Origin of the sequence: Rhizobium sp. Root1204 (assembly GCF_001424965.1) — a bacterium.
In the GTDB taxonomy this organism is placed as follows: Bacteria; Pseudomonadota; Alphaproteobacteria; order Rhizobiales; family Rhizobiaceae; genus Pararhizobium.
The window spans coordinates 35195-61173 of sequence record NZ_LMCZ01000015.1 but is presented as its reverse complement, the minus strand read 5'-3'; the positions used below and the strand labels follow the sequence as shown (position 1 = coordinate 61173).

The 25979-nt window shown below is 59.4% G+C and carries 21 protein-coding genes and 7 pseudogenes; 16 read left to right on the top strand and 12 right to left on the bottom strand.

The annotated features are described in order from the left end of the window. Window positions 1-155: 155 nt before the first annotated feature. The 3 genes and pseudogenes from ASC96_RS15860 to ASC96_RS15850 all read right to left on the bottom strand — a co-directional run bounded on the left by ASC96_RS15860 (window position 156) and on the right by ASC96_RS15850 (window position 3479). Window positions 156-845, bottom strand: coding sequence for a hypothetical protein (locus ASC96_RS15860; protein WP_060504111.1), 690 nt, complete (start codon window positions 843-845; stop codon window positions 156-158). Window positions 846-984: 139 nt separating this feature from the next. Further along, window positions 985-2139, bottom strand: a complete 1155-nt coding sequence (locus ASC96_RS15855; RefSeq protein ID WP_244482079.1) for a Fic family protein — start codon at window positions 2137-2139, stop codon at window positions 985-987. Window positions 2140-2328: 189 nt separating this feature from the next. Beyond that, a pseudogene (locus ASC96_RS15850) lies at window positions 2329-3479 on the bottom strand (RHE_PE00001 family protein). Window positions 3480-3658: 179 nt separating this feature from the next. On the opposite strand from ASC96_RS15850, the gene ASC96_RS15845 reads away from it, so the two are divergent. The 3 genes and pseudogenes from ASC96_RS15845 to ASC96_RS15835 all read left to right on the top strand — a co-directional run. Continuing rightward, window positions 3659-3952 (top strand): type II toxin-antitoxin system prevent-host-death family antitoxin, encoded by a 294-nt coding sequence (locus ASC96_RS15845; protein ID WP_060504109.1) that lies wholly within the window; start codon window positions 3659-3661, stop codon window positions 3950-3952. Next, entirely contained in the window at window positions 3949-4326 is a 378-nt protein-coding gene (locus ASC96_RS15840; protein WP_060504108.1) for a PIN domain-containing protein, read from the top strand. The genes ASC96_RS15845 and ASC96_RS15840 overlap by 4 nt, the downstream gene beginning before the upstream one ends. Before the next feature lie 104 nt (window positions 4327-4430). Further along, a pseudogene (locus ASC96_RS15835) lies at window positions 4431-4851 on the top strand (integrase); the annotation flags it as partial. Window positions 4852-5213: 362 nt separating this feature from the next. On the opposite strand, the pseudogene repC reads toward ASC96_RS15835, so the two are convergent. After that, window positions 5214-5480: pseudogene (gene repC, locus ASC96_RS15830) on the bottom strand (replication initiation protein RepC); the annotation flags it as partial. A gap of 58 nt (window positions 5481-5538) precedes the next feature. On the opposite strand from repC, the pseudogene ASC96_RS31745 reads away from it, so the two are divergent. After that, window positions 5539-5703: pseudogene (locus ASC96_RS31745) on the top strand (SDR family NAD(P)-dependent oxidoreductase); the annotation flags it as partial. A 52-nt stretch (window positions 5704-5755) separates the two neighbouring features. Here the strand turns inward: ASC96_RS31745 and ASC96_RS31740 are convergent. Further along, window positions 5756-6084: pseudogene (locus ASC96_RS31740) on the bottom strand (ATP-binding protein); the annotation flags it as partial. Between the two features lie 58 nt (window positions 6085-6142). Here ASC96_RS31740 and ASC96_RS15820 point away from each other — a divergent pair. The 5 genes from ASC96_RS15820 to ASC96_RS15800 are packed head-to-tail and all read left to right on the top strand — an operon-like array spanning window position 6143 to window position 11474. After that, on the top strand, window positions 6143-7258 hold the full coding sequence (locus tag ASC96_RS15820) for an ROK family transcriptional regulator (RefSeq protein WP_060504105.1): 1116 nt from the start codon (window positions 6143-6145) through the stop codon (window positions 7256-7258). Further along, on the top strand, window positions 7255-8049 hold the full coding sequence (locus ASC96_RS15815; RefSeq protein ID WP_082512105.1) for an ABC transporter permease: 795 nt from the start codon (window positions 7255-7257) through the stop codon (window positions 8047-8049). The genes ASC96_RS15820 and ASC96_RS15815 overlap by 4 nt, the downstream gene beginning before the upstream one ends. Continuing rightward, complete coding sequence (locus tag ASC96_RS15810) at window positions 8049-8864, top strand: ABC transporter ATP-binding protein (RefSeq protein WP_060504104.1); 816 nt, start codon at window positions 8049-8051, stop codon at window positions 8862-8864. The genes ASC96_RS15815 and ASC96_RS15810 overlap by 1 nt, the downstream gene beginning before the upstream one ends. Window position 8865: 1 nt before the next feature. Beyond that, window positions 8866-9852 carry an aliphatic sulfonate ABC transporter substrate-binding protein gene (locus ASC96_RS15805; protein ID WP_082512104.1) on the top strand — a complete coding sequence of 329 codons (987 nt, stop codon included), beginning with the start codon at window positions 8866-8868 and terminating at the stop codon, window positions 9850-9852. A 59-nt stretch (window positions 9853-9911) separates the two neighbouring features. Continuing rightward, the gene (locus ASC96_RS15800) at window positions 9912-11474 is read left to right on the top strand and encodes a sulfatase (RefSeq protein WP_060504103.1); all 1563 of its coding nucleotides are present in this window, start codon (window positions 9912-9914) and stop codon (window positions 11472-11474) included. 155 nt (window positions 11475-11629) lie between these two features. On the opposite strand, the pseudogene ASC96_RS15795 reads toward ASC96_RS15800, so the two are convergent. The 6 genes and pseudogenes from ASC96_RS15795 to ASC96_RS15770 all read right to left on the bottom strand — a co-directional run. After that, a pseudogene (locus ASC96_RS15795) lies at window positions 11630-12593 on the bottom strand (aldehyde dehydrogenase family protein); the annotation flags it as partial. 1 nt (window position 12594) lies between these two features. Further along, window positions 12595-13179: aldehyde dehydrogenase family protein (locus ASC96_RS15790; protein ID WP_156397523.1), on the bottom strand; the 585-nt coding region annotated here is incomplete at its 3' end. A 63-nt stretch (window positions 13180-13242) separates the two neighbouring features. Next, entirely contained in the window at window positions 13243-14166 is a 924-nt protein-coding gene (locus ASC96_RS15785) for a 2-hydroxyacid dehydrogenase (RefSeq protein ID WP_060504163.1), read from the bottom strand. 40 nt (window positions 14167-14206) lie between these two features. Beyond that, on the bottom strand, window positions 14207-14932 hold the full coding sequence (locus ASC96_RS15780; RefSeq protein ID WP_060504102.1) for a ribonuclease activity regulator RraA: 726 nt from the start codon (window positions 14930-14932) through the stop codon (window positions 14207-14209). Between the two features lie 39 nt (window positions 14933-14971). Then, entirely contained in the window at window positions 14972-16702 is a 1731-nt protein-coding gene (gene araD / locus ASC96_RS15775; RefSeq protein ID WP_060504101.1) for an L-arabinonate dehydratase, read from the bottom strand. 213 nt (window positions 16703-16915) lie between these two features. After that, window positions 16916-17617 (bottom strand): GntR family transcriptional regulator, encoded by a 702-nt coding sequence (locus tag ASC96_RS15770; RefSeq protein WP_060504162.1) that lies wholly within the window; start codon window positions 17615-17617, stop codon window positions 16916-16918. Between the two features lie 104 nt (window positions 17618-17721). On the opposite strand from ASC96_RS15770, the gene ASC96_RS15765 reads away from it, so the two are divergent. From ASC96_RS15765 to ASC96_RS15735, 7 genes are all read left to right on the top strand, one after another. Next, entirely contained in the window at window positions 17722-18453 is a 732-nt protein-coding gene (locus tag ASC96_RS15765) for a FadR/GntR family transcriptional regulator (RefSeq protein ID WP_060504161.1), read from the top strand. A gap of 75 nt (window positions 18454-18528) precedes the next feature. After that, window positions 18529-19488: a dihydrodipicolinate synthase family protein gene (locus ASC96_RS15760; protein ID WP_060504100.1), complete on the top strand. Its 960-nt coding sequence runs from the start codon at window positions 18529-18531 to the stop codon at window positions 19486-19488. A 143-nt stretch (window positions 19489-19631) separates the two neighbouring features. Then, on the top strand, window positions 19632-21140 hold the full coding sequence (locus ASC96_RS15755) for an ABC transporter substrate-binding protein (RefSeq protein ID WP_060504099.1): 1509 nt from the start codon (window positions 19632-19634) through the stop codon (window positions 21138-21140). Between the two features lie 65 nt (window positions 21141-21205). Next, window positions 21206-22129 (top strand): ABC transporter permease, encoded by a 924-nt coding sequence (locus ASC96_RS15750; RefSeq protein WP_060504160.1) that lies wholly within the window; start codon window positions 21206-21208, stop codon window positions 22127-22129. Between the two features lie 11 nt (window positions 22130-22140). Next, the gene (locus ASC96_RS15745; RefSeq protein ID WP_244482077.1) at window positions 22141-23073 is read left to right on the top strand and encodes an ABC transporter permease; all 933 of its coding nucleotides are present in this window, start codon (window positions 22141-22143) and stop codon (window positions 23071-23073) included. A gap of 11 nt (window positions 23074-23084) precedes the next feature. Beyond that, window positions 23085-24737 (top strand): ABC transporter ATP-binding protein, encoded by a 1653-nt coding sequence (locus ASC96_RS15740; protein ID WP_156397522.1) that lies wholly within the window; start codon window positions 23085-23087, stop codon window positions 24735-24737. After that, the gene (locus ASC96_RS15735) at window positions 24734-25603 is read left to right on the top strand and encodes a DMT family transporter (RefSeq protein WP_060504159.1); all 870 of its coding nucleotides are present in this window, start codon (window positions 24734-24736) and stop codon (window positions 25601-25603) included. The genes ASC96_RS15740 and ASC96_RS15735 overlap by 4 nt, the downstream gene beginning before the upstream one ends. 146 nt (window positions 25604-25749) lie before the next feature. On the opposite strand, the pseudogene ASC96_RS33830 reads toward ASC96_RS15735, so the two are convergent. Continuing rightward, window positions 25750-25935, bottom strand: a pseudogene (locus ASC96_RS33830) (IS6 family transposase); the annotation flags it as partial. Window positions 25936-25979: the final 44 nt, after the last annotated feature.

The following is a 25979-nucleotide window of genomic DNA, read 5'->3' as shown; positions in this document are numbered from 1 at the left end:
TTGGTCGATTAGAATGCGCGCAAGCGCCCTCGCGCCGGCGGTGGTGGCGACGGCATTTGCTGAGCCATCGGGGCGAAGGCTTGGAAACCGCCCACATCCTATAATGAAGACGTGGGTCTGCGGGTGATCGGCAGGTGGCCGCAAATAAACTGTTGTCAATTGAGCAACCCAGCTTCTTTAAGCCGAACGTTGAGACGCGTGTAGAACATGGCGCTGAGGAAATACGCGCCATGGGCATCCCGCACGCCAGCGACCGTATCGACCGAGAAATCCTTCGGGCCATCGAACACGGTTTCGGTGACGAACGACAGCACATCCATCTTATCAAAAGCGTTCCACCACGCTTGCACGACCGCGGGCGGCGGAACACGCTTGCCCGCAGCGGAGTAGTCGGCAGAGCTTGCCTTGTACAGTTTCATCTCTTCAAACAGGGCGATTTTTGAACCGACGGATAGGAAGAGATCGACCTTGAGATCGCGCCCAATGGCCCCCGACATCTCTGCGACTGCCTCTGGATCAGACAGAAGGTCGTAAAGAATGATGCCTCCCATGCTATGACCAATCAGCACAAGCGGTTCGCCCTGCTTGAGATCTTTTGCGGCCGCAATGATGTCGTTCGAGACGACCTCACGTATTTTTTGGCGCGGATCCGCCTCGCGCAGATATCGGAACACGTCGCCGATTAATATCGCAAGGCCTGGCGTGATCTTTTCGCATCCCGCCCGGGCTATCGGACCATTGACTAGATTTGACGCGCCGCCCTTGAGCTTCTCGGCGGCGGCCTTGACCTTGTCTAGTATCCCAAGGCCTTGGATAGCAGCGCCGGCTTCCGCTTCTTTTCTCAATCGCTCGTAGAATTCTGCATCGGTCGTGACCGTTGGCAGCCAAGCTGGATTGGGCTGTCCCGAAGCGTACCGGGCCGCCGCGGCCCAGAATTTTTCTTCGGCCTCGAGCTGATCGACCTTCGCCTCGGCGAGCGCCCGACTATTGAACGGCCGGGTAGAGACGCGGAAGCCATCGCTCGATTATTTCCACCGGGAAACCGAGACGGACTTTTCCCTTTGAGCTGGGCGAAGTGAGTACACCGCGGTCCAGCAGACCGGATAGGACGGTGCGGGCTTGCCGTTCTTGATATCCTGTCAGAGATTGTACCTGCGAGCGCGCGAATTCACCTGCAAGAATAGCTTCACGCAACAGCGGCCAACTGCCTTTTGAAAGCCGCTGCATTTGAACTTCTTCGGCGCACCAAACTTCGACTCGATTCAACAGCTCCTCTGGCTTGAGAATAGTTTCCATGAAAGTGACTTGGTCCAGACAGCAGGTCAGAAAGAAGGAGGTGAATTCGGCCAGGCCAGCTTGAGTTAGGTTGCCCCGTCCATCAAGATCTCCGCGGCGGGGCTGATCAGCTTGGGCAAGCAACCGCTTGTAGTCGGAGACATTTCTGGCAAGCCCTCGTGACACAGACCACAGTTCTGAACCGATCCCGAGATCTCGAAGAAGCGCATGAGAAAATAGCCGTGAGACACGCCCATTGCCGTCAAAGAATGGGTGGATCCACGCGAGGCGGTGATGAGATGCGCCAACCCCGATGATCTTCTGCAACTTGGAAAGCATCTTGAATGAATAGGCCTCGACAAACCTCCCGATTAGCGGCCTGATCATGTCAGGCTCCGGCGCAATGTGTTCGCCGACCTTCACATGCCGTGTTCTCAGCTGCCCGGGAACCATTTTTATTTCTTCGCCCGTGTCTGGATTGCGGACGGTGAGCAGCTCATCGGGTAGCCGCCGGCAGAATTCTCCGTGTATCCAGCAGATGCCGTCGAGCGACAGAACAGGAAAAGGCATTTCGCTGCTATCGATCAGCTGTTGCACTTCAATATGGGCACGCGCCTCAAGCTGAAGGTTCCGTTTTTCTGGTTCTTGCGCATACTCCCCTGCCATTGCGCGGTCGATGTCGATAGGAAGCGTGTTGTGTCCCTCGATGAGATTCGAGTAATAACAGTTCATCGAACGCACGAGGTCTCCGACCGACGCCCGCATAATCGGGTGCAGTCGTGCCGCGAACCGATTGGCCGCCGAGGTAAGTTCGATGGCGACGTCTTCCAACTCTTTGTTGCTGTCGGGAAGCAGTGGTTCCATGCTCGCCAAGGTGACCATATTTTGCCGCTTTTAATGCCGTTTGATTTCTCTTTGAGAACATAGCGATAGGTTGCATCTCAAGCAATCATATTGCCGGTATTTTTGCCGGTCTATGACAAACCAGAGAACGTTGACCGACTATGAGGCCAGCGAGATTCCGGCGAACGATATAAGGTCGCTATCGGCTTGTCACAATACACCCCACGCCCGAAACCTCCCCCTCCCCCTCATCTCTCTGAGGCCAAGTTCCAAAACGATCCGCCGCGCCGCCTGCGGCGTCACCTCAAGTGTTTTCGCCACCATTCCTGCCGACACCAGCGGTTTCGCCATGACGAGCTCGACCAGTTCCGGCAATTTTGAAGACGTCCGACGCCCCTCGAGTTTTCGCTCGAACATCGTTTTCGCCAGCGTCAGCCGGTCATGCTCCTTCATACCGATGTCGGCAGCTGCCAACATCCCATGGGCAATGGCAAGCAACCGCGTCTCTCGGTCGCGATGCCGGCGCTGATCGACGGGGATGGTTTTGAGGCCGAGGTTGATGGCGGCGAGATGGGTACCTGATGTGATGCTGGCTTCTCGCAGGATCGAGGCGGCAAACAACCGGCCGAGCCAAGGCGCATGCTGCAGGACCAAAATCTCGTTCTAGGCATCGAGTGCGACGATGGCCCGAAACACCGCCGGCAGATGATCCGTCTGTCGCAGCACGGCGCGCCACTCTCCAGCCGCGCGTCCTCGTCCCAGTCGGGATCGTAGACGAGTGGATCGCGATCCTGCGACCGACTTGTCGGATCGGCAGCGTTTTTCAGTACCGCTTCCGAGCGCGCCAACACCGCATCGATGGCGGCCAGCTCGGCGTCGAAGACGCTGGCGTCGTCGTATTCCCCCTCCCCGTCTCCCGCCGCATCGGCATGCACCGAGACGCTTTCACGCCCAACGCCGCCGTCCTCACCCACTGATGGTGCAGGCCACGCCTGCCCGGCGACGACGTTGTGGCGACGCAGGCTGCGGAGACCGTCCGGGCTGAGCGCCCAGCCGGGCGGCTGCCCGGCGATGCGCCGGCGGGTGCGCAAGACGTCGCGGGCAATGGTGAGTTCGTGGGTCGGGGTGCGGATATCATGGCTGGCATCGTGCAGGACGAGGTCTTCGAGGTGGACAAGCTCGCCGTCGATCCACAGCGAGGCGCAGGCGTCGCTGAAATGGGATCGTTCGATCCAGCCGCCGCCGACGGGCGAGCGAGAAATGCGCTCGTCGAGCCGGGTGAGCGCTATGCCGGCGTCGAAAGCCGGCCGCATCAGGGCTATCATACTGATTTTCGCGAGATCGTAAGTCACTGAAATCATAGTAAATGATTTGTTAAAAATCTATAGTGATGTTGTGATTCCTCACGTGGTATTATTCGGAGCGGAGGTTATAACCATCGATAAGTACCTCTTATCGTAAGTAATCTGTACAGGAGGCTTGTACACGCGCCGGGGCAGTGATAGTAAATGGCCATGAGAGCAAAACATCGGAGCGCACGATGCCCCAGACCAGCTATAAGATCAGCGAAGCGCGCAAGAATTTCGCCGAGGTGCTTGAGCGCGCCAACCAGGGCGAGGAAATCGTCATCATGCGCGGCAACGAAATTTACGCCCGTATTGGTCCCGCCGCGGACGGCGGTAAACGACCTTTCGGTCTCTTACGGCAGCGGGGTCTACCAGACGATCTATTCGACACAGCCGATGCAGAACAGGCCGCGATCGACGCCGGCGATTGGAATGACGATACCGGCGTTTGGCAAGGCAAACCTGATGACGGCGGCCGTACGCAATGAAGATCCTGCTCGACAGCCATGCCATCTACTGGTGGACCATCGGAAGCAATCGCCTCTCCTCAAGGGCGCGAACGCTGACCGAGGATAAGGCCAACGTTGTCCTGGTCAGCGCAGTGTCGTTCTATGAGCTGGACAACAAGATGCGCCTCAACAAGCTCGACCTCAAGCCACAGGAACTGCGAGCGGCCGTTGCAGCCAGCGGCTTGCAGACGCTTGCCATCTCCGATCTGCATGCCGAGCTCGCAGCGGCGTTCGATTGGGATCACAGAGATCCGTGGGACCGCATTCTTGCCGCCCAGGTGCGGCTGGAGCATTGCACCTTCGTCTCGACCGATCTGGCGTTTGACGCGATCCTGCACGAAAGGGTCTGGTGAAGGGCGACAACGTTGGTGATTGGTTGAAACGGCCGAAGAAGATCTGCAAATAATAATCAGATTTCGACCCTCGATGTAATTTAGGACAAGGACGAGCTTCCAAAATGAACAGATCGTCGTCACGTTCGATCGAAAACCGCACCGAAGCGCTGGACACCATCGCTGCCGTGCTGCCGATTGAACGCGGCGACGAGCTGGCAGAGTTGCTGACCGACCAGGATGTCGAAACGCTGCGTCACCTGGTCAACGAGGGCATGGGCGAAAACACGCTGCGCGCTCTGACTTCTGACCTTGCTTACCTACAGGCATGGTCGCTCGCCACGACGAAAAACTCTCTCCCCTGGCCGGCGCTGAAGCGCTGCTCCTGAAATTCGTCGCGCATCACCTGTGGCAGCCACTACAGCGGGACGCTGATCCAGACCACGGCATGCCGGCCGCGGTCGAGGAGAGCCTGCGTGACCAAGGGTTTCTCCGCACTACGGACCACACGCGCCCGATACAGTACGCCGGCGTCTGGCCACCTGGCGTCCTCTATTCGTCGAGACTGACATCGGCTGAATGCGTCGCCGTTTATGACCGCGCCGTCTCAATCAAGCTTGAAGCAACACCCGCAGTAAATCTTATTCGACATCCCGACCTCATTGCAGCGCTGAGGTCCATCGATGTAACAATCCGGAAAGCTTAGAGAACGCTCGCTCTATGCGTATGTCTCATACGCTTGGATCGCACGCTGGCGTGGCTGCACATTTCGTCTTCCGATCACAACGCTCGGCTCACCCAGGGTTGAGGGAAACTGCAGCGGAAGATCGGCGAATTATTGACGCTTGACCGCGTGCACTCTCACGCCCTCCCCCGCGGCGTCCTTCATCCCGTCTTCTGCTCAGCTCCGCCATTCGCTCGAGCGCCATCAGCATCGGCCCAAGCGAAAACTCGCCCTTCCTGGCTCGCCGTGTCAGATCCCGCAAATACCCTCCGGCCGAACTGATGTGGCCTCCCCCTTCCAGAATGCAGGCCGTCGCCGCGGCGGCCATTTCAGGCCCCATTGCGTAGCAGGCATCCTGATATGCAGACGGGCTGACACCGAGCATCGATCGAACCGTAATCGCGGCCGACTTCAACTCGCGCCAACTGCTGATGGCCCCATTTTGTCCATACATCGTCACTCTCTCGATCCGACGACCTTTCTCAATTCCGGAAAGCTGCTACCAGCAACGTGGCGCCGCGGGGTTCGGTGTCTATTCCTCGACTAAGTTTGCCGTCGGGGGCCTGAGCGAAGCTCTGCATGACGAACTGGCACCGCTTGGCATTCACGTCACGGTCATCGAGCCGGGCTATTTCCGCACAGATTTCCTCGATAGCTCCTCCTTGTCGGTCAGCGGCGATATCATCGGCGATTACGCAGAGACAGTCGGCAAGGTGCGGACCGTAGCTACAAGGGGCTGCGGAGGTAAAATTCCCCAATCATGCCGCGTCGGACGAGGAGGACTGGCCATTTTTTCGGAGGCCTGCCCCGTGGCCGTGGTGGTGGAGCGTAAGAGGGAGGCGTTATCAGAGCTTTGGACCGGACATGTTCCGGCATTAACATCGCATGCTGGCGCAGACGGTAACTTGAGCCCTCGATTTGGATGACGACAGCATGATGCAGCAGCCTGTCCAGCAGCGGTGTTGCAACGACAGCGTCGCCGAAGACATCGCCAATTCTGCAAAACCGCGGTTGGAGGTCAGGATCATTGCACCTTTCTCGTATCGAACATTGACGTGTTGACAGGAGCGTAGATTAATTTCTAAACTTTAGAAATTAAATGGGAGGTGGGCTATGGGTATCCATCACGGGCAGGTACTTTGCATTCTCCGGGATCGCGGTCCGCAGTCCCGGGCGGCCTTGGCGCGGTCCAGCAAACTGTCGCCCACCACCCTCACCCACGTCACCGCCCAATTGTTGCGCGACGGCGTGGTGGCGGAATGCGACACTGCCGAAACCACCGGCGTCGGCCGGCCTGGACAGGCCATCCAGCTCATCCCCGATGCCTTCCATGTCGCCGGGCTCCATCTTGGCGCCGGGCTGGTGCAGATTGTGATCACCGATCTCAAGGCCCGCGCCAAGGCGACTGCGTCCTTTGATTTTTCGCTCAGAGAGACGGAGCCCGGCGATGTCGTGTCGCGTGCGGCCGAGATGCTGTCCGGGCTGATGCGCGAGGCGGGCGACCCTTCCCTGCTGGGCGTCGGCGTTGCCGTGCCGGGTCCAGTGAATGCCGACCAGCGCTCCATCCTTGCCTCGATCAACACCGGATGGCGCAACTTGCCACTGGCCAACATGTTCGAGGCGAAAACCGGCCTTCCCGTCGTACTCGAGCACAATGTCAGCTCCATGGCGCTCGCCGAAGTCAGATATGGCATCGGCCGTGACGTTCCGGCGGTGCTGTATGTGTACTTGCGAACCGGGCTGGGTGCCGGACTGGTGGTCGACGGCATGCCGTTCCGGCCGGGGGGCCATGGCGCAGTCGAACTGGGCCATATCCAGATTTCGCGCGACGGCCCGCTCTGCAGCTGCGGCAACCACGGCTGCCTGGAAAGCTATGTCAACGAAAGCGTATTGATGCGCGCGGTCGGTCTCGAAGGACAGGCTCCGGGCAATCTCATGCAGTGCCTGGAGGCAACGGATGCATGGGCGCCGACGCTCGACCGGCTGACCGATTCCTTGGCCATCGCCATCAATCTTCTCACGCCCGACCTGATCATTCTCGGCGGCCATCTGGGTGAAGCCCCGGACAGCCTGTTCGATCATCTGCTCAAAAATCTGCCGCCCCGGGTCATGCCCCATATGCGCGATGTCCTGCGGATCGAACGTTCGGGGTTTGGCCCGCCTGCCGGCGCGATCGGCGGCGCGGTCGTGGCCCTGGATCATTTTTTCTATTCTGGAGTGAGGCAATGAACGCAGTGTCCGCTGGCGACCAACCCGCACGGAGCCGATCGCTTGCAGACTGGCCCCCGATCCTCCTCAACCTTATTGCCTTTGCATTCGGCGTCGCCGTCTGGTGGGCGATCACCGCAGCACAGCTGGTCGTGCTGCCGGGGCCGGTGGAGGTGTTTCAACGCGGTATCGAGCTGATCGCGAGCGGTCAGCTGCTGATCGATATCGTGTCCAGCCTGCGCCGCGTTCTGACGGGGTTCATGCTCGGCGTCGCCCTGGCTATTCCCGTCGGCTTCCTGATGGGCTGGTACCGCGTGGCGCGCGCCCTGATCGAGCCCTACATCCAGTTCTTCCGGATGATCCCGCCGCTGGCGGTCATTCCGCTGGCGATTGTCACGATGGGCATCGATGAAGCGCCGAAGGTCTTCGTCATTTTTCTCGCGTCCTTCCTGTCCTGCGTCGTCGCCACCTATCAGGGCGTGATCAGCGTCGATCGCACGCTGATCAACGCCGCCCGCGTTTTGGGCGCGAAGGATCGTGTCATCTTCCCGCGGGTCATCATCCCTGCGTCCACACCGTTCATTCTGGTCGGTGTGCGCATCGGTCTTGGCTCGGCCTGGGCGACCGTGGTCGCCGCGGAGTTGATTGCGGCGCAGTCGGGCCTCGGCTTCCGCATGCAGCAGGCGCAACTCTATTACGACCTGCCGACGATCTTCGTCAGCCTGATCACGATCGGCATTCTCGGGCTTCTCATGGACCGCATGGTACAGGCAGCGGAGCGCCGGCTCACCCAATGGCAGGAGCGCGTCTGATGACACTTTCCGCGATCGCCGACCCGAAAATCTCGTTTCAAAATGTCAGCCGGCGCTTCGGAGAGGGCAACAGTGCCTTTCTCGCGCTGGACCGCCTGTCGCTGGACATTGCCGATGGCGAGTTCGTCACGGTGGTCGGCCCCTCCGGTTGCGGCAAGTCGACGGCGATGAACATCGCGGCAGGCCTCACCGCAGTCTCCGACGGCCGCGTGCTTGTCGATGGCAAGGGCGTTGACGGTCCGGGACCGGAGCGCGGTGTCATCTTCCAGCAATATGCCCTCTTTCCCTGGCTGACCGTGCGCCAGAACGTCGAGTTCGGCCTTCGCATCAAGGGCATGCCGGCGGCCGAGCGCAGGCGCGTGTCGGATCACTTCATCGGTCTGGTCGGCTTGACCGACTTTGCCGACGCGCTGCCCAAAACCCTGTCGGGCGGCATGAAGCAGCGATGCGCCATCGCGCGCGCCTATGCGGTCAACCCTTCGATCCTGCTCATGGACGAACCCTTCGGCGCCCTGGATGCGCTGACCCGCGTCAACATGCAGGACCAGCTGCTGGATACCTGGACCCGCGAGCGGCGTACCGTGGTTTTCATCACCCATGACGTCGACGAGGCTGTGTATCTCGCCAATCGCGTCATCGTCATGGCGGCGCGTCCCGGCCGCCTTCATGACATCATCCCTGTCGACCTGCCCTATCCGCGCACCGAGGAAATTCGCCTGTCGCAGGCGTTCGCGGATATCCGCAACCGGGTCTGGCATGCCGTCTACCACCAAAAGCCCCAGATCGAACCAAGCATCCAAGAGGAGGAACTCTGACATGACACTGACCAGACGTCATTTTCTGACCACCGCGGCGGCCGGCGCGCTCGCTGTCCCGGCGCTGTCGCTGACGACGCGCGGCGCCTTCGCCCAGGCCACCCCCGTGCGGATCGGCTATATCGCCGATTATTTCGGTACCAGCCTGACGGCGATCGCTAGCGATCAGGGCCTTTGGGCCAAGCATGGCCTCGAACCGGAACTCAAGGTCTTTACCAACGGCCCCATCCAGATCCAGGCGCTGGGCGCCGGCAGCCTCGATTTCGGATATGTCGGTCCGGGCGCCCTCTGGCTGCCGGCGACCGGCAAGGCCAAGATCGTCGCGATGAACGCGCTCGGCCTGTCCGACCGGGTCATCGCCCAGGCAGGCTTCAACTCAATGGCAGACCTGAAGGGCAAGAAGATCGGCGTTCCCGAGGGCACGTCCGGCGACATGCTGCTACGGCTGGCGCTGGCCAAGGCCGGCATGCAGCTGTCCGACGTCGAAGTGATCAAGATGGATCCGCCGACCGTCGTATCGGCCTTCGCCTCCAAGCAGATCGATGCCGCCGGCATCTGGTATCCGCTGGTCGGCATCATCAAGAAGACGGTTCCGGATCTCATGGAGGTCGCCAAGAGCGCGGACTTCTACCCCGCCAACTCCTTCCCCTCCGCCTTTGTAGCGCGCAACGAGGTGGCCGAAAAGGACCCCGAGCTGGTGAAGAAATTCATCGCCGTGACCAAGGAAGCCAACGACTTCCGCGCTGCGGACGTGCCGCGTTCGGTCGAGATCACGGCCAAGTTCCTCGGTGTTCCCGCCGAGCCGTTGGTTACGGAAAGCCAAAACGGCCAGTTCCTGACGTCGGCCGAGTTCATAACCGCGACCAAGGACGGCACCGTGTTCAAATGGCTGCAAGGCCTCAACGAGCAGTTCGTCTCGTTCGGCAAGCTCCAGAACCCTCTCGATCCCAAGGACTACTATCTGGCGGACCTTTACGCCGGTAACTAGTTTCCAGTTGCCCGACGCGACGCTTGGCGTTGCGTCGGGCACATTTTAGCGAGCCTCGAATGACCCAGAAACCCAATATCCTTTTCATCATGTCGGACGACCATGCCGCCAGGGCGATTTCCGCTTATGGCGCCGGTCTGAACAGCACGCCCAATCTCGACCGTATTGCACATGAAGGCATGCGCCTCGACAGCTGCTACGTGACCAATTCGATCTGCACGCCGAGCCGGGCGGCGATCCTGACGGGCACCTACAACCACGTCAATCTGGTCACGACGCTCGACACGCATATTGACAACCGTCTGCCGAACGTCGCCAAACACCTGAGCGCCAGCGGATACCAGACCGCGATTTTCGGCAAGTGGCATCTGGGGGAAGGCAAGGCCCATGAGCCCACCGGTTTCGACGAATGGTCCGTCCTGCCGGGTCAGGGAGAGTATTTCGATCCGGTCATGATCGACCGTACCGGTCCGCACGCGCAACAGGGCTATGCCACCGATATCATCACCGACAAATGCCTGGCTTTCCTGGCGCGGCGCGACGCCGACCGGCCGTTCTTCCTGATGTGCCACCATAAGGCCCCCCATCGCAGCTTCGAGCCGCATCCGCGCCATCGCCATCTCTATGCCGACGGCAAGCTGCCCGTCCCCGAGACGTTCGGCGACGATTATTCGAACCGCGCCGCAGCTGCGGCCGCCGCCAAGATGCGCATCCGTTCGGACATGACCTACAAGGACCTGGGGCTTGTGCAGCCGGAGGGCGGCGAGGAAGTCGGTGACCTTCTTCTGCCCGGCTGGTCGCAGCGCAAGGTTCCGGGCATCACCGAAGGCCAGGAACTCAGGCTGATCGACACGAACACTGGCGAGGCCTATGTCTTCACCGACGCGGCCGCGCTGGATCTGTTCAAATATCAGCGCTACATGATGCGTTATCTGCAGACGATCGCCGCCGTGGACGAGAATGTCGGGCGGCTTCTGGACTATCTCGATGCCGAGGGTCTGAGCGAGAACACCATCGTCATCTATACGTCCGACCAGGGGTTCTTCCTGGGCGAGCACGGATGGTTCGACAAGCGGTTCATGTACGAGGAATCGTTGCAGATGCCGTTTCTGATCCGCTATCCGGCCGGGATCCAGCCAGGATCGACCTCGAAGGTGATCGCGACCAACGTCGATTTCGCACCGACATTCCTCGACTATGCGGGGCTGGCGACGCCAAGCTACATGCAGGGCGAAAGCATGCGTTCGACGTTGGAACAGACCGTCGCTCCCGATCCGCAGCGCGTTGCCTATCATCGCTACTGGATGCACAAGGACGAATTCCACAACGCCTTCGCCCATTACGGCGTGCGCGACGGCCGCTACAAGTTAATCTACTGGTACAATGATCCGCTTGGTCAGCTGGGGGCCTATGCCGGCGACGAGCCGCCTGAATGGGAACTTTTCGATTGCGAAACGGACCCGTTCGAGCTGCACAACCGGGCCAACGATCCCGCGCTCGCCGACATCTTTGCCGCGATGCTTGCCAAGCTCGATGCCAAGATGAGCGCGATCGGCGACATCCCCGAACATGACACCGCCGCCGTTCTCGCAACCTTGCGAAAACCGGACGTCGAAGACTAAGCTGAAGGCTCGTCATGAACTTCCCCAGAGGACTGGCTGCGATATGGTGGCGTTGGATTGTTGCAGGTTACACTGGAGAATCCGGGACGCTGGTGGATCGGCTCGCCAACGTGAGGGAGGACCCATCAAAGAGTGGGAGACCGATATCAGCGATTTTACGCCAGCGTGTAGGCCGTTTTCATCACCGTGAAGAACTCGGCTGCATACTTGCCTTGCTCGCGCGAGCCGAAGGAGGAAGCCTTGCGGCCGCCGAACGGCACGTGGAAATCGACACCGGCGGTCGGCAGGTTGACCATCACCATTCCGGCTTCCGAATTGCGCTTGAAATGGGTGGCATGCTTGAGGCTCGTCGTGGCGATGCCAGCCGATAGGCCAAACGGCGTGTCGTTGGCGACCGACAAGGCTTCCTCGTAATCCTTGACGCGGATGACCGAGGCGACAGGGCCGAAGATTTCCTCGCGGCTGATGCGCATCTGGTTGGTGGCTTCGGTAAACAGCGTCGGCTGCAGATAGAAGCCCGGATTTTCCCGTTCGATCGTCTCGCCGCCGAAGGCGAGCTTGGCGCCTTCCTTTTTGCCGATGGCGATATAGTCGGTATCAGTGGCAAGCTGACGCTCATCGACAACAGGGCCGATATGGGTGCCAGCCTTCAGCGCATCGTCGACCACCAGCGTCTTCAGCTTTTCGGTCAGTGCGGCGACGAACTTGTCATGAATGCCTTCAGTGACGATCAGGCGTGAGGAGGCGGTGCAACGCTGGCCGGTCGAGAAGAAGCCGGAATTGGCCGCAGCCTCGACGGCAACAGTCAGATCGGCATCGTCAAGCACGACCATCGGGTTCTTGCCGCCCATTTCCAGCTGGAACTTGCGGTTATGCTCGATGGAGGCGGCAGCCACCCGCTTGCCGGTTCCGGTCGAGCCGGTAAAGGTGATACCGGCGAGATCCGGGCTGTCGAGCATCGCCTGACCAACGACAGAACCCTTGCCCATGACCAGGTTGAGCACGCCCTTCGGCAGACCGGCGCGATGAAGAATATCGACAATCGCCCAGGAGCAGCCCGGCACCAGTTCGGCCGGCTTGAAGACGATGGTGTTGCCGTGGCGAAGGCTGCGATGCGCCNCACGCCCTTCGGCAGACCGGCGCGATGAAGAATATCGACAATCGCCCAGGAGCAGCCCGGCACCAGTTCGGCCGGCTTGAAGACGATGGTGTTGCCGTAGCAGAGCGCCGGCGCGATCTTCCAGGCGGGAATGGCGATCGGGAAGTTCCACGGCGTGATGATGCCGATGACGCCGATCGGCTCGCGGGTAATCTCGACACCGATGTTCGGACGGACCGACGGCAGCGTCTCACCCGCGAGACGCAAAGCCTCGCCAGCAAAGAAATCGAAGATCTGTGCCGAGCGGATCGTCTCTCCGATGGCTTCCGGAAGCGTCTTGCCTTCTTCGCGGGCAAGCAGATTGCCCAGCTCTTCCTTGCGGGCGAGGATTTCGTCGGCCGTCTTCTTCAGGATCGCGTGACGCTCAAGGATGCCCGAGCGCGACCAGGCCGGAAACGCGGCCTTGGCAGCGGCGATCGCGGTCTTGGCGTCTTTGAGGCTCGCCCGCGCGTAAAGACCAATCACCTCATTCGTATTCGAGGGATTGATATTCTCAATGGCATCTGCACCCACGACCCATTCACCGGCGATGAGATTGTTGAACATGTTGGTTTCCTTCAAAAAGCATCGGTTTCGACGCAGGCCGGCTTGAAATACAAGTCCGCAAAATCACCGATCGGCGAAATGTTCGCGCAGCGCCTCGACCAGCCGGTCGCCCATCTGTTGCCGCGTTTCACGCGTGCCGCTTCCCATATGCGGCGAAAGCACGATGCGGGGATCGTTCCTCAATGGCTCCGGCACGTGCGGTTCTTTCTCGAAGACGTCAAGGCCAGCGCCGGCAATGCCATTGCGCGCCAATGTCGCAATCAGCGCCGCCTCGTCGACGATGGTGCCGCGGGAAATGTTGACGAGAAATCCATCCGGGCCGAGCGCGTCCAAAACCTGCTGATCAATCAGGCCGATTGTTTCCGGCATGGCCGGGCAGGTCACGATGAGCAGGTCGGCCCATTCGGCGAGTTCTACGGCGGTGGCGAAATAGGCAAGATCGGACGGCTTCTTCCGTGGCCCCTGATAGGCGACGGTCGCGCCCATGGCCTGCAGGCGCCTTGCTATGGCGGAGCCGATATGACCAAGGCCGACAATGCCGGTTTTCAAGGAGCGCAGCGAGCGGCCGAGCGGAAACGTACCGCCATTCTCCCAATTCCCATGCCGCACGAAATCATGGCCGCGAACGGTGCCGCGCGTTACTGAAATGGCAAGCGCGACAGCAAGATCGGCCACATCCTCTGCCAGGATTTTCGAGGTGTTATGAACTGCGATGCCGCTGGCCCGCGCGGCTTCGACGTCAATTCCATCCAGCCCTGCGCTGTAGCTGGAAATGATCTCCAACGCCGGCATAAGGTCGAGCATCGCCTTGTCGATATGAGCATGACGCACGGCAATGCCGCGAATATTCGGCCCATGCTCGGCTAGTAGACGTGCGCCTTCGTCATGGTCCTCTGGAAATTGCAGGATATCGAAGGTCTCGTTCAGTTCCCGCTCGGTCTTTTCCGGGAGGTGTGCTGCCTGAAGAATGGTGATGTCTTTGTGCATGAAACTGCCCATCGCTTGGTGGAAAAATTCGGGGCGGCGCTTACCGCCCCTTTGTTTCGCGCCATGCGGCGAAATCGATTTTGGTCTGGTCTTTTGTCGGAGGATAAAGACCAATGATCGAGCGGCCCTTCAGAACCTCCTCCGTGACGAAATCCTCGAACGCCGTCATTTCCACGGCCTCTTCGGCAATCTCGTCGGCAATGCCCGAAGGAACGATGATCACGCCTTCGCGGTCACCAACGACAACGTCGCCCGGCCAGACGGCGACATCGCCACAACCGATCGGTTTGTTGATATCGAGTGCCTGATGCAGGGTCAGGTTGGTCGGCGCCGACGGCCGGCTGTGATAGGCGGCGATATCGAGTTCGGCAATTTCCGGGCTATCGCGAAAACCACCATCCGTGACGACGCCGACCACGCCACGAACCATCAGGCGCGAAACAAGGATTGAACCGGCGGAGGCGGCCCGTGCATCCTTGCGGCTGTCCATCACAAGCACCGAGCCCGGCGGGCATTGTTCGACGGCCGCGCGCTGCGGATGATCCGGGTTTTGAAACACAGAAAGCTGGTTCAGGTCCTCGCGGGCGGGGATATAGCGCAGCGTGAAGGCCTGGCCGACCATATTCTTCGGTTTTTGCGAGAGCGGCCGTACATCCTGGATGAACTGGTTGCGCAAACCGCGCTTGAAGAGCGCCGTGCAGAGTGTTGCGGTGCTGACGCCTTCGTATTTCGTTCGCGTCGCGTCTGAGAGAATGTAATCGGTCATAAGTTCCTCCAGTCAGAAATGCTTGGCCGTAATCGGCACTCAGAAAATGTCGGGTTCGCCGGCGGACTTGCCGAATTCCGTCTTCAGGAAGTCGAAGTCGCAGCCGTCATTGGCTTGCAGGATGTGTTTCGAAAACATCCAGCCGTAACCGCGCTCGAACTTGTCGGCAGGCGCGACCCATTCCGCGCGGCGCCTTGCCAACGTCTCCTCGTCGACCAACATGTCGATCGAGCGGTTCGGCACGTCGACGCGGATGATGTCCCCGGTGCGCACCAAGGCCAGCGGTCCGCCGACGTGAGCTTCCGGAGCCACATGGAGAATGCAGGCGCCGTAACTGGTACCGCTCATGCGTGAGTCCGAGATACGCAGCATATCGCGCACACCCTGCTTGATCAGCTTCTTGGGGATCGGCAGCATGCCCCATTCCGGCATACCTGGACCACCCTTTGGACCTGCGTTGCGCAGCACCATGATATGGTCGGCGGTAACGTCGAGATTTTCGTCCTCGACTGCCTTTTTCATCTCCGGATAGCTATCGAAGACGAGGGCCGGGCCTTCGTGGACGCGCAGGCGCTCTTCGCAGGCGGATGGCTTGATGACGCAGCCATCGGGCGCAAGGTTGCCGCGCAGGACCGCCAGCGACCCCTCGTGATAGATCGGGTTGGACAGGGGCCGGATGACATCGTCGTTGTAGACCTCTGCGCCCTCCAGCGTTTCGCCGAGCGTGAAGCCGCTGACCGTCATGACGTCGAGACTGAGCCTGTCCTTCATCTCGTTCATCAGTGCCCGCAGGCCGCCGGCATAGTAGAAATCCTCCATCAGGTATTGTTTGCCGGAGGGGCGGATGTTGGCGATCACTGGCGTGATGCGGCCCGCCTTGTCGAGATCGTCCAGCGTCAATGGTACCCCGGCGCGGCGTGCCATGGCAATCAGATGCACGACAGCATTGGTGGAACAGCCTGTTGCCATGGCAACAGCGACGGAGTTATCGACGGATTCACGGGTGATGATCTTGTCCGGCGTCAAATCCTCGAACACCATCTCGACGGCCCGGCGACCGCAGCGGGTCGACATACGGATATGATTGGCGTCGGCGGCCGGGATCGAGCTTGCCCCCGGCAACGTCAGCCCCATGGATTCGGCGATCGCCGTCATTGTGCTGGCCGTACCGAAGGTCATGCAATGACCGTAGGAGCGGGCAATACCCTCCTCGACGCCGGTCCACTGTTCGTCGGAGATCGTACCTGCACGGCGTTCATCCCAATATTTCCAGGCATCTGAGCCGGAGCCCAGATATTCGCCCTTGTAATTGCCGCGCAACATCGGCCCCGCAGGCAGGAAAATCATCGGATATCCGGCGCTGACGGCGCCCATGACAAGAGCGGGCGTAGTCTTGTCGCAACCGCCCATCAGCACGACGCCATCGACAGGATGGCCGCGCAAAAGCTCTTCCGCCTCCATCGCCAGGAAGTTGCGATAGAGCATCGTCGTCGGCTTCAGCGCACTTTCAGACAGGGACTGGACCGGCAGCTCGACAGGAAAGCCCCCCGCCTGCAATACCCCGCGCTTCACATCCTCGACACGATGCTTGAAATGCGCATGGCAAGCATTGAGATCGGACCACGTGTTGAGAATGGCGATGATCGGCTTCTTGCCCCAATCTTTCTCATCATACCCCATCTGCATCAGGCGCGAGCGATGGCCCGAGGACCGAAGGTCGTCAGGAGCAAACCATCGTGCGCTGCGCAGTGCGCTCACTGTCTTGGACATCGGTGTTTCCTACATCGTGTTTTTTCTCGAATTCCGGATTAGCACAGGCAATAGGGAACGGCAATACACTAATGCATTAGCATTTATGTGACGATCAAACCCTTCACCTGCTATAAGAATATGGAAAATTAGAACGGAATGGCGATGGATACCCGGCCTGAGCATCGGGCGGGGTTTTTCCGGACACGGGTGGTAGAATTCACCCTGCCGCCGTCAGAGCTGAACGAAATCCGGATAGCGCTCGACGATGCTATCAACCATCGACAGCGTCCCCGAGAGATGAATTTTCATCGCTTCCTCGGCCCTTTGAGGGACCCCGGCAGCAATACCTTCGATGATGGCATCGTGATTATCGACAACGCGCGCCTTGCCGACATTAGGCAAGTTGAGCCGGCGAAGCCGATCGATGTGACCGCTGTGACGCCGAACCACCGGCCAGATATCTTCCAGTCCTGCTTCTTCATAGAGAATATAGTGGAAGTCACGGTCGCGGCGCAGGAAATCCCCGTATTCGTTGGAAGAGACGAGAGCCTTGAGCTTTTCGTTTGCAGCGGTCAGGCGACTGATAAATCGACGATCCGGCCTGGATGCAAGTTCATGGACGATCTCCTGCTCGACGGCACGCCGCATGAAATGCGACTGCCTCGCCAGGTTGATATCGATCTTCGATACCAACGTGGCATATTGAGGATAGACCGTGACAAGCCCCTCCTCTTCCAAACGCATCAATGCATCGCGAACAGGGGTCTGGCTCAGACCGAACTGCTTTTGCAATTCAAGGCGGGACAGAGCAGTGCCGGGCGCAAGCTCAAGTTCTAGAATTTTCTCGCGAAGATATTCGACGATCTGCGGAGCAATCTGGCGCGTGCGATCCAGGCCACTACGATGCTTGGCAAAGGGCAAATCGGAGGTCAAAGACATCTTCCTTTTCAAATCGTCTTTGACTGTCTTAATGCATTAATGCTTTAGTGTGAAGCGCTTCGCCCCTAGTGGCATTTTTCGCAGAAGGTACCGCACTCTTGACGGAAGACACCGCTCCTATTGCAAACATACCGGAAATAAGGCCGTCCAGCTATGCGGATCAGGTCTACGGTCATGTTTTGCAGGATATTTTGAAAGGTACGTTTCCACCGGGTAGCAAGCTGCCATCCGAGAGCGATCTCTGCGACCGTTTCGGCGTGTCTCGTCCGGTTATTCGCGACGCCCTTGCGCGACTGCGATTGGATGGTCTCGTCGAAGCGCGTCGAGGAAGCGGCACCTACGTCCTCAGCACACCGTCCCGAAACCTGCCTGATCTTGCCGACCTGACAGATATTTCCCGCTTTCTACGCTACCAGGAGCTTCGGCTTTGCGTCGAAGGCAATGCAGCAGCACTCGCAGCCGAACGACGCACAGATAAGGCGCTGGGCGACATCGTCGAAGCGCACGAGCAATTCACCAGCCAAGTCGCCCGCGGCCTCTTGCTGCCGGAAAGCGACCGCCGTTTCCACCTGTCGATCGCGGAAGCAACTGGAAACGAGTTTTTCAGCATGGCTCTCGAAGGTCCGGACGTGTCGTTGAGCAGCTTCATGAACGTCTCGTTGTCGTTAACACGGTCAGGATCTCCGGCACGCGCGCGAAAGGTGATCGGAGAGCATGCAGACATTGTCGATGCCATCCGCAACAAGGACCCCATTTGGGCTCGCGTCGCAATGGAAAGCCATATTCTTCAGGCCCGTCGACGGATGACAAATGGTGATCTGGATCCTTAAATGCCAAAATATGTAATTTATGTTTACAACTTTTCTTTAATTCAGTAAGGATAGTTGACTTTAGGAGGGTCAACTATGCAACAAGCACTGACGCAAGCCGACTACGCCTCGTCTGTAATCGCCGTGCCTCCCATTGCGCTAAACACTGATTACTCGGTGAATGCGGGCGCCAACGAGGCCATCATCAAGCATATCGAAGGCGGTGGAGTGGATATCCTGCTCTATGGCGGTAATGCCAATCTCTATCATTTCAGCCTTGAAGATTATCGGTCTGCGATGCGAAGCATCAAGGCAGCGGCCGCACCGACGACACACCTCATCACCTCCATCGGCCCCGACTTCGGCAAGGCGATGGCGCAGGCTCCCATTGCACGCGATCTCGGCTTCAAGAATGTCATGGTCCTGCCGACAAACTTCCCAGCCGACCCGGCAGGTGTCGCCAACGGCGTACGTAAACTTGCCGACGCATTCGGCACCGGCCTTATCCTCTATCTGAAGCGGGAACACTACGCAGATCCCGACGAACTGGCAAAGCTGGTCGCAGAAAAAGCCGTAAGCTTCGTCAAGTACGCCGTCGAGAAATCCGACGCCTCCAAGGATCCCTATCTTGATGCTGTCCTATCTGCGATCGGGACGGACCATCTGGCGAGCGGCATGGGGGAAACCCCAATTCATGACCATCTTGGACTGCGCAAGCTGACGACTTACACATCTGGCGCCGTCTGCATTGCACCGGTGGCTGCATCCGAACTGCTGACACTCTACAAGACCGGCCGAGCAGCCGAGGCTCTCGAATTGAGCCGGGCTTTCCTGGAGTTCGAAAAGATTCGCCTCGATCTCGGTGGCCTGCAAGTTTTGCATGACGGCCTGCGGCTTTCCAAAATTGCAGATACCGGCCCGCTTATGCCAATGGTTTCAAACCTTCCTGTGGAAAAATTGGAACCGGTCCAGGCTGCGGTTGACGCTTTGAAAGTCGCCGAAAATCAAGCCATTTCCCGGGTTTCGACCCTTAAGAAACGGATGGCCGGCCAATAGTTGACAGCTCGTCGCAGCTAGACTAATACATTAGTGCTCTAGTGTGTTTTGACAGTGTGGAGGCACTGTATCCGGGCCGCGCATACCGATGCGGCGGCCCGTGCACCATCGCATCACGGTCTTTGACCAGGAGGAGAATGACAATGACCACCAAGTATTCACGGGGTGTATCGGCTGCACTGATGTCGATCCTGTTTGCCGGCGCCGCCCATGCGGCCGAAGGAGAAGTCAAGATCGTGCTGCCGGAGCAGCCCGCCAATCTTGAGCCCTGTCGGTCGATCCGCTCCGATATCGGGCGCGTGATCAATTCCAACATTACCGAGACGCTGACCAATATCGAACCAGAGAAGGGCACGGTCGCGCCATGGCTTGCCGAAAGCTGGGAACAGGTCAACGAGCTCACCTGGCGCATTCATCTAAAATCAGGCGTCAAGTTCCAGGACGGCGCTGACTTCAACGCCGAGGCCGCTGCCAAGTCAATCAACCGGCTCATGAATCCGAAATTGACATGCGACAGCCGCTCCAAGTTCGGCGACGTCAAACTGACACCGAAGGCGATTGACGCGACGACGCTTGAAATTGCCACCGACACGCCGCTTCCGATCATGCCGACATTGCTCGGCACTGTTCAAATCGTATCCCCCAACATGCCGTTCGATGGCGAAACCAATGCGCCAGTCGGCACCGGGCCCTACACGCTGGAAAGCGCCACCAACGAGCAGATCGTTCTTGCGCGCAGCGATAGCTACTGGGGCGCAAAGCCGGAAGTGGCCAAGGCAACCTATGTCTGGCGCGGTGAATCAGCCATCCGCGCTGCAATGGTTGAATCGGGCGAAGCGGATATGACACCGTCGCTTGCCGTGCAGGACGCCACCAATACCTCGACCGATTTTGCCTATCTGAATTCCGAAACCACCCGCATGCGCATCGACGCGGAAATTCCGCCGCTCAACGACGTGCGCGTGCGCAAGGCCCTCAATCTCGCCATCGACTGGGATGGCATGGGTGAAGCACTGTTCGGTAAGGACGTGCTGCGTGCTTCGCAGATGGTCGTTCCGGGCGTGCTGGGCCATAACCCGGACATCAAGCCGTGGCCTTACGACCCTGGTCAGGCAAAGAAGCTCATCGAAGAGGCCAAAGCGGACGGCGTCCCGGTTGATACCGAAATTGTCATCATCGGCCGCAATGGTTTCTTCCCGAATTCCGCCGAATCCCTCGAAGCGATGATGGCGATGTGGCAGGAGATCGGCCTGAAGGTTTCGCTGCGACAGCTTGAGGCTGCAGACTGGGTTCGCTACCTCGACAAACCCTTCCCCCAGGGCCGCGGGCCGACCCTCTTCCAGCAGCAGCATGACAACAATACCGGCGACGCTGGCTTTACTGCTCCGGTGATGTTCCTGAGCGATGGGCAGTATTCAACGATCGCCGATCCGGCACTCGACGTGGTCCTGAAAAAAGCGATGGCGGCCACCGGCGGCGAGCGCGAAAAACTCTTTCAGGAAGCCTTCCTCAAGGTCCACGACGAGATCGTTGCTGATGTTCCGATGTACCACATGATCGGCTATGTCCGGGTCGGAAACCGTCTCGACTGGAAGCCGGACCTGAAGACAAACAGCGAAATCGCACTGTCTCAGATCAAGCTCAAGGACTAACCTTGCCTAGGCACGGCGGTCGATCCGCCGTGCCTTTTCTTTTTTCATTCTGGAAGGAAATGGCAGTGTTCGGCTTTATTCTGAGACGCTCGGCACAGAGCTTGATCGCTGTGATCGGCTTGCTCGTCCTCGTCTTCTTCTTGTCCCGCCTGACGGGCGATCCGGCCTATCTCTATCTGCCGCTGGATTCCTCGGAAGCTCAGCGTCAGGCTTTCTCGGAAGCCAACGGCTTCAACGATCCGGTCTACGTCCAGTTCGGACGCTATCTGCTTGGTGTCGCCAATCTCGATTTCGGCACGGCGCTCAGCCGCAACCGGCCAGCCATGGAGGTGGCGCTAGAAGCCTTTCCGCAGACGCTGAAGCTTGCCGTCATCGCCATGTCGTTGGCGCTCGTTCTTGCCGTCGTGGTCGGCTCGCTCGCCGCAGCAAAGCCGGACAGTCTCTTCGACAGGATTGCGAGCACCGCATCCCTGGCCGGCGCCAGCGCTCCGGATTTCTGGGTGGCGATCGTTGCAATTCTCGTCTTTTCCGTCGGCCTCGGCCTGCTGCCCACTTCGGGCACCGGCACGCCCTTACACTGGATCATGCCGATCTTCGTGCTGACGCTACGTCCTTTCGGTCTACTGGTGCAGGTGGTGCGCGGCACGATGATCAGCGCGCTTGCCTCGCCCTATGTGAAGACCGCCCGCGCCAAGGGTGTCCAACGAACCCAGATCATCTTTCGCCATGCGCTCAGAAACTCGCTGCTGCCGGTTATCACTGTTGCCGGCGATCTTGCTGCAAGCCTCGTCAACGGCGCCGTGGTCGTCGAGTCCATCTTCGGATGGCCGGGGATCGGCAAGTTGATGATCGATGCGATCGTTCGGCGTGATTTCGCCCTGATCCAGGCGACGGTGCTGATCACCGCCATTGCGATCTTCGTTCTCAACATCCTGATCGATCTTCTCTATGCAAGGCTCGACCCGCGCATCAGGTTTCAAGCGAAATGAGTATGCCAGCGATGACCATACCTGCAGACACCAAACAGAAAACGGCCGGGCGTTTTCAGGCCCTTCGTCTGATTGCGCGCAACAAGCTGGCTCTGGCCGCCGTGATCTTCCTGACGCTCGTGGTGCTCTGCGCCATCTTCGGCCCGTGGCTGATGGGCAACTTGATCGACAAGCCGAACTTCCGTGCCCGCAACATGGCCCCCTTCAGTCTTGCTCAAGGCTGGGCATACGTGCTTGGCGCCGATACGCTCGGCCGCAGTCTTTTGGCCCGCCTGATTGTCGGGGCGCAAAACACGCTGGGCATCGCGCTTTTCGCCGTGTTCTTCTCCATGCTGATCGGCGGCTTCCTCGGGCTAATCGCCGGCTATTCCCGCGGGCTGCTCAGCAATGTCATCCTGCGTGTCGCCGATATCGTCATGAGTTTCCCATCGCTGCTCCTGGCGCTGATCGTGCTGTTCAGTCTTGGCCCTTCGGTCACCAATCTGGTTATCGTCCTTGCCGTCACCCGCATTCCGATCTATCTGCGCACCACGCGTGCCGAGGTGCTCGAGGTCCGTGAACGCATGTTCGTCAGTGCTGCCATGGCGCTGGGCGCCGGGCATATGCGGATCATCTTTCGCCATATCGCGCCGATCGTTCTCCCGACCCTCGTCACCATCGGTGCCATTGATTTCGCAACGGTGGTCCTGGCTGAGTCCTCGCTGAGCTTTCTCGGCCTGGGCATCCAGGCACCGGAATTTACGTGGGGTGCGATGGTCGCGACAGGTCGGGGTTACCTGGCCACTGCCTGGTGGATCGCCTTCTGGCCGGGTCTTGCCATCCTGCTCACGACCCTGTCGCTCAATATTCTCTCGAACTGGTGGCGCACCTATGCCGATCCGCAGCAACGCTGGCGCATCGAACTTGCCCGCTCGAAAAAGGGAATTCCGGAGAAACGCACATGACCGCTTCCCAATTGCCGCCAGCACATCTGCTTGAGGTCAAGGACCTGACCGTGGACTTCCTCTCGCTAGGGGGCGCCTTCCGCGCCACCAACGGCGTCAGCTTCCATGTCGATGCCGGCGAGACGCTGGTGATCCTGGGCGAATCCGGGTCCGGAAAATCGGTCAGCGCCAGCGCCATCATGGGTCTGATCGACACACCACCGGGCGAAATCTGTTCGGGCACTATCACCTATCGTGGCAAGAAACTCGACGATTGCGGCGTCGAAGAACGACGCGATCTCAACGGCAAGAAGATCGCAATGATCTTCCAGGATCCGTTGTCACATCTCAACCCGGTCTACACAATCGGCTGGCAGATGGCTGAAGTATTCTCCGCCCACGGGGTGGCGACAGGTGCGCAGGCCCGCGCCAAGGCGATCGACATTCTGGGCCGCGTTGGCATACCGGAGCCGGAAAAGCGCATCGACCAATATCCGCACCAGTTCTCGGGCGGCCAGCGCCAGCGCATCATGATCGGCATGGCGATTGCCCTGCGCCCAGAAATCCTGATCGCCGACGAGCCAACGACCGCGCTCGATGTCAGCGTTCAGGCACAGATTCTCGATCTCCTGAAAAAACTTCAGGCCGAGGATGGGCTGGCCATCATCATGATCACCCACGATCTGGAAGTCGCAGCGTCCATGGCCGACCGGGTGATCGTCATGAATTCCGGCCGCATCGTCGAAGAAGGCCCGGCGCGCGCAGTTTTTGAAAACCCGCAGCACAGCTATACCAAAACCCTGATCAACGCCCTGCCCCATGCAGATGCCACCGGCGGAACCGGCCGTCGCTCAACGACCGATGTCGGCAAGCCAATCCTAGAGGTGAAGAACCTCAACAAATACTACGGCATTTCCTCCGGCTTCTTCGCTAAGAGTATCCAATTGCATGCGGTGAAGGACCTGAGTTTCACGATTGCCAAGGGCGAGACCGTTGGTATCGTCGGCGAAAGCGGTTCTGGCAAATCGACTGTGGCGCGGGTTCTCCTGCGTCTCAACGATGTCTCCAGTGGCGAGGCGCTGTTTCACGGCCGCGATATTTTCAAGATGGAGCCGAAGGAGTTGCTCGCCTTCCGCCGCAAGGTTCAGATGGTGTTCCAAGACCCCTACAGCTCCATGAACCCGCGCATGACGATTTTCGACATCGTTTCCGAACCGTGGCGTATCCATAAGGATATTCTCGACAAGCCACGCTGGCGCGACCGCGTCGTCGAACTGCTTGGCCTTGTTGGCCTGAAGCCGGAACATGCCGACCGCTATCCGCACCAGTTTTCCGGCGGCCAGAGGCAGCGCATCGCGATCGCGCGCGCCCTTGCCTGTGATCCGGAACTGATCGTCTGCGATGAGGCGGTCTCGGCACTGGACGTTTCCGTACAGGTGCAGGTGATCGATCTCCTGGCGCAACTGCGCGACCGGCTGGGCCTTGCCTATATCTTCATTACGCATGACTTGCCGATCGTACGGCATTTCGCAGATCGCATCATCGTCATGAAAAATGGCGCGATCGTCGAGCATGCAAGGACGGAGGATATCTTCCGCAATCCACAGCACGCCTATACACGACAGCTCATGAACGCGACGCCCCGGCCAAAATGGGAGGCCGCTCCCGTGCCGCTGCCCGCATGAGATCCTACGCCGTACCCGCGATCGTCGCGGGTGCCCTGTTCATGGCCGGAAACTCTTTCGTCGCCGCCATGGACGGCGTCATCGTCCGGCTGATCGCAGGCGAAGTTCATCCGCTCTGCATCGTCTTCTTTCGCAACCTGTTCAGTCTGATCGCGATCTATGCTATCTTTCCGCGCAGCAAGCTTTACAGCGACACCAACACCTTCTTCTGGGTGCACGCTGTTCGCGCGGTAATCAAACTCCTAGCACTGGTGGCTGGCTTCATGGCAGTCACGCAGATGCCGCTCGCTGCCGCGACAGCGATTGCCTTCACCATGCCGCTTTTCGTGATGCTGGGGTCGGTGTTCTTCCTCGGCGAAAAATTCTATGCTGCCCGTGTCGCCGCCCTTGTGCTTGGTTTTGCCGGCGTCATGATCGTGCTGCAGCCGGGCGCCGCCACGCTGAACGCCGGTGCTGCCTGGGCTCTTGCCGGCGCAATCGGGTTGGCGGCGGTCGCTCTATTGATGAAAGTCTCAGCGGGCCGCGAGGATCCCCTGCGTATCGCCTGGCTCAATCTCGTCATCACTGTTCCGGTTGCCTTGTTGATCGCACTCCCGGTCTGGCAGATGCCATCTTTCTATGCCCTGTGTCTGATGGCCTTTCAGGGTGTTGGCGGCCTGATGGCTCAGCTTGCCTTTGCGCGCGCAATGAAGCTCGCCGACGCATCGCTTCTTGTTGTGGTGGACTTTATCCGCTTGCCGCTGGCGCTGGTGTTTGGCCTGGCCATGTTCGGCGAACCGATCCGCCTTGCAGTCGTCGTCGGCGGCATCGTGATTTTCTTCGCCATCCTGATGCTCTTTCACAGGGAGAATGGGCGAAAAACCTAGCGTTGTACCCCGGTTTCTCCAACCATCCGGAAAATGTCCGTTTCTGAGTCCCAGCATTTTCAAAAGGCTCCAGCTGTCGATATTTTCTCGCACGAGGGCGTCGCCTTAACTTGCCGCAATTCGCAGGGAGGATTTACATCCGCGTTTCAGGCAGCGTTCGACCACGCGATTTCGCGCCAGGTAGAGATCGCGCGGGCTCGAATCTGGCTGTGATCAGTTGCGGGTGGATGTTTGCGATGAAGGTGGAAAAGATTTGCGATCTGACTGTGGCTTGAGACGAAACGGTGGCATTGACGTGTCGACTTGAAGCGCACCAGTCATCGTTCCCGTCGTGACTGTACGTGGGGATCGAGCCGCACCGACCGCGCGGCTCGAA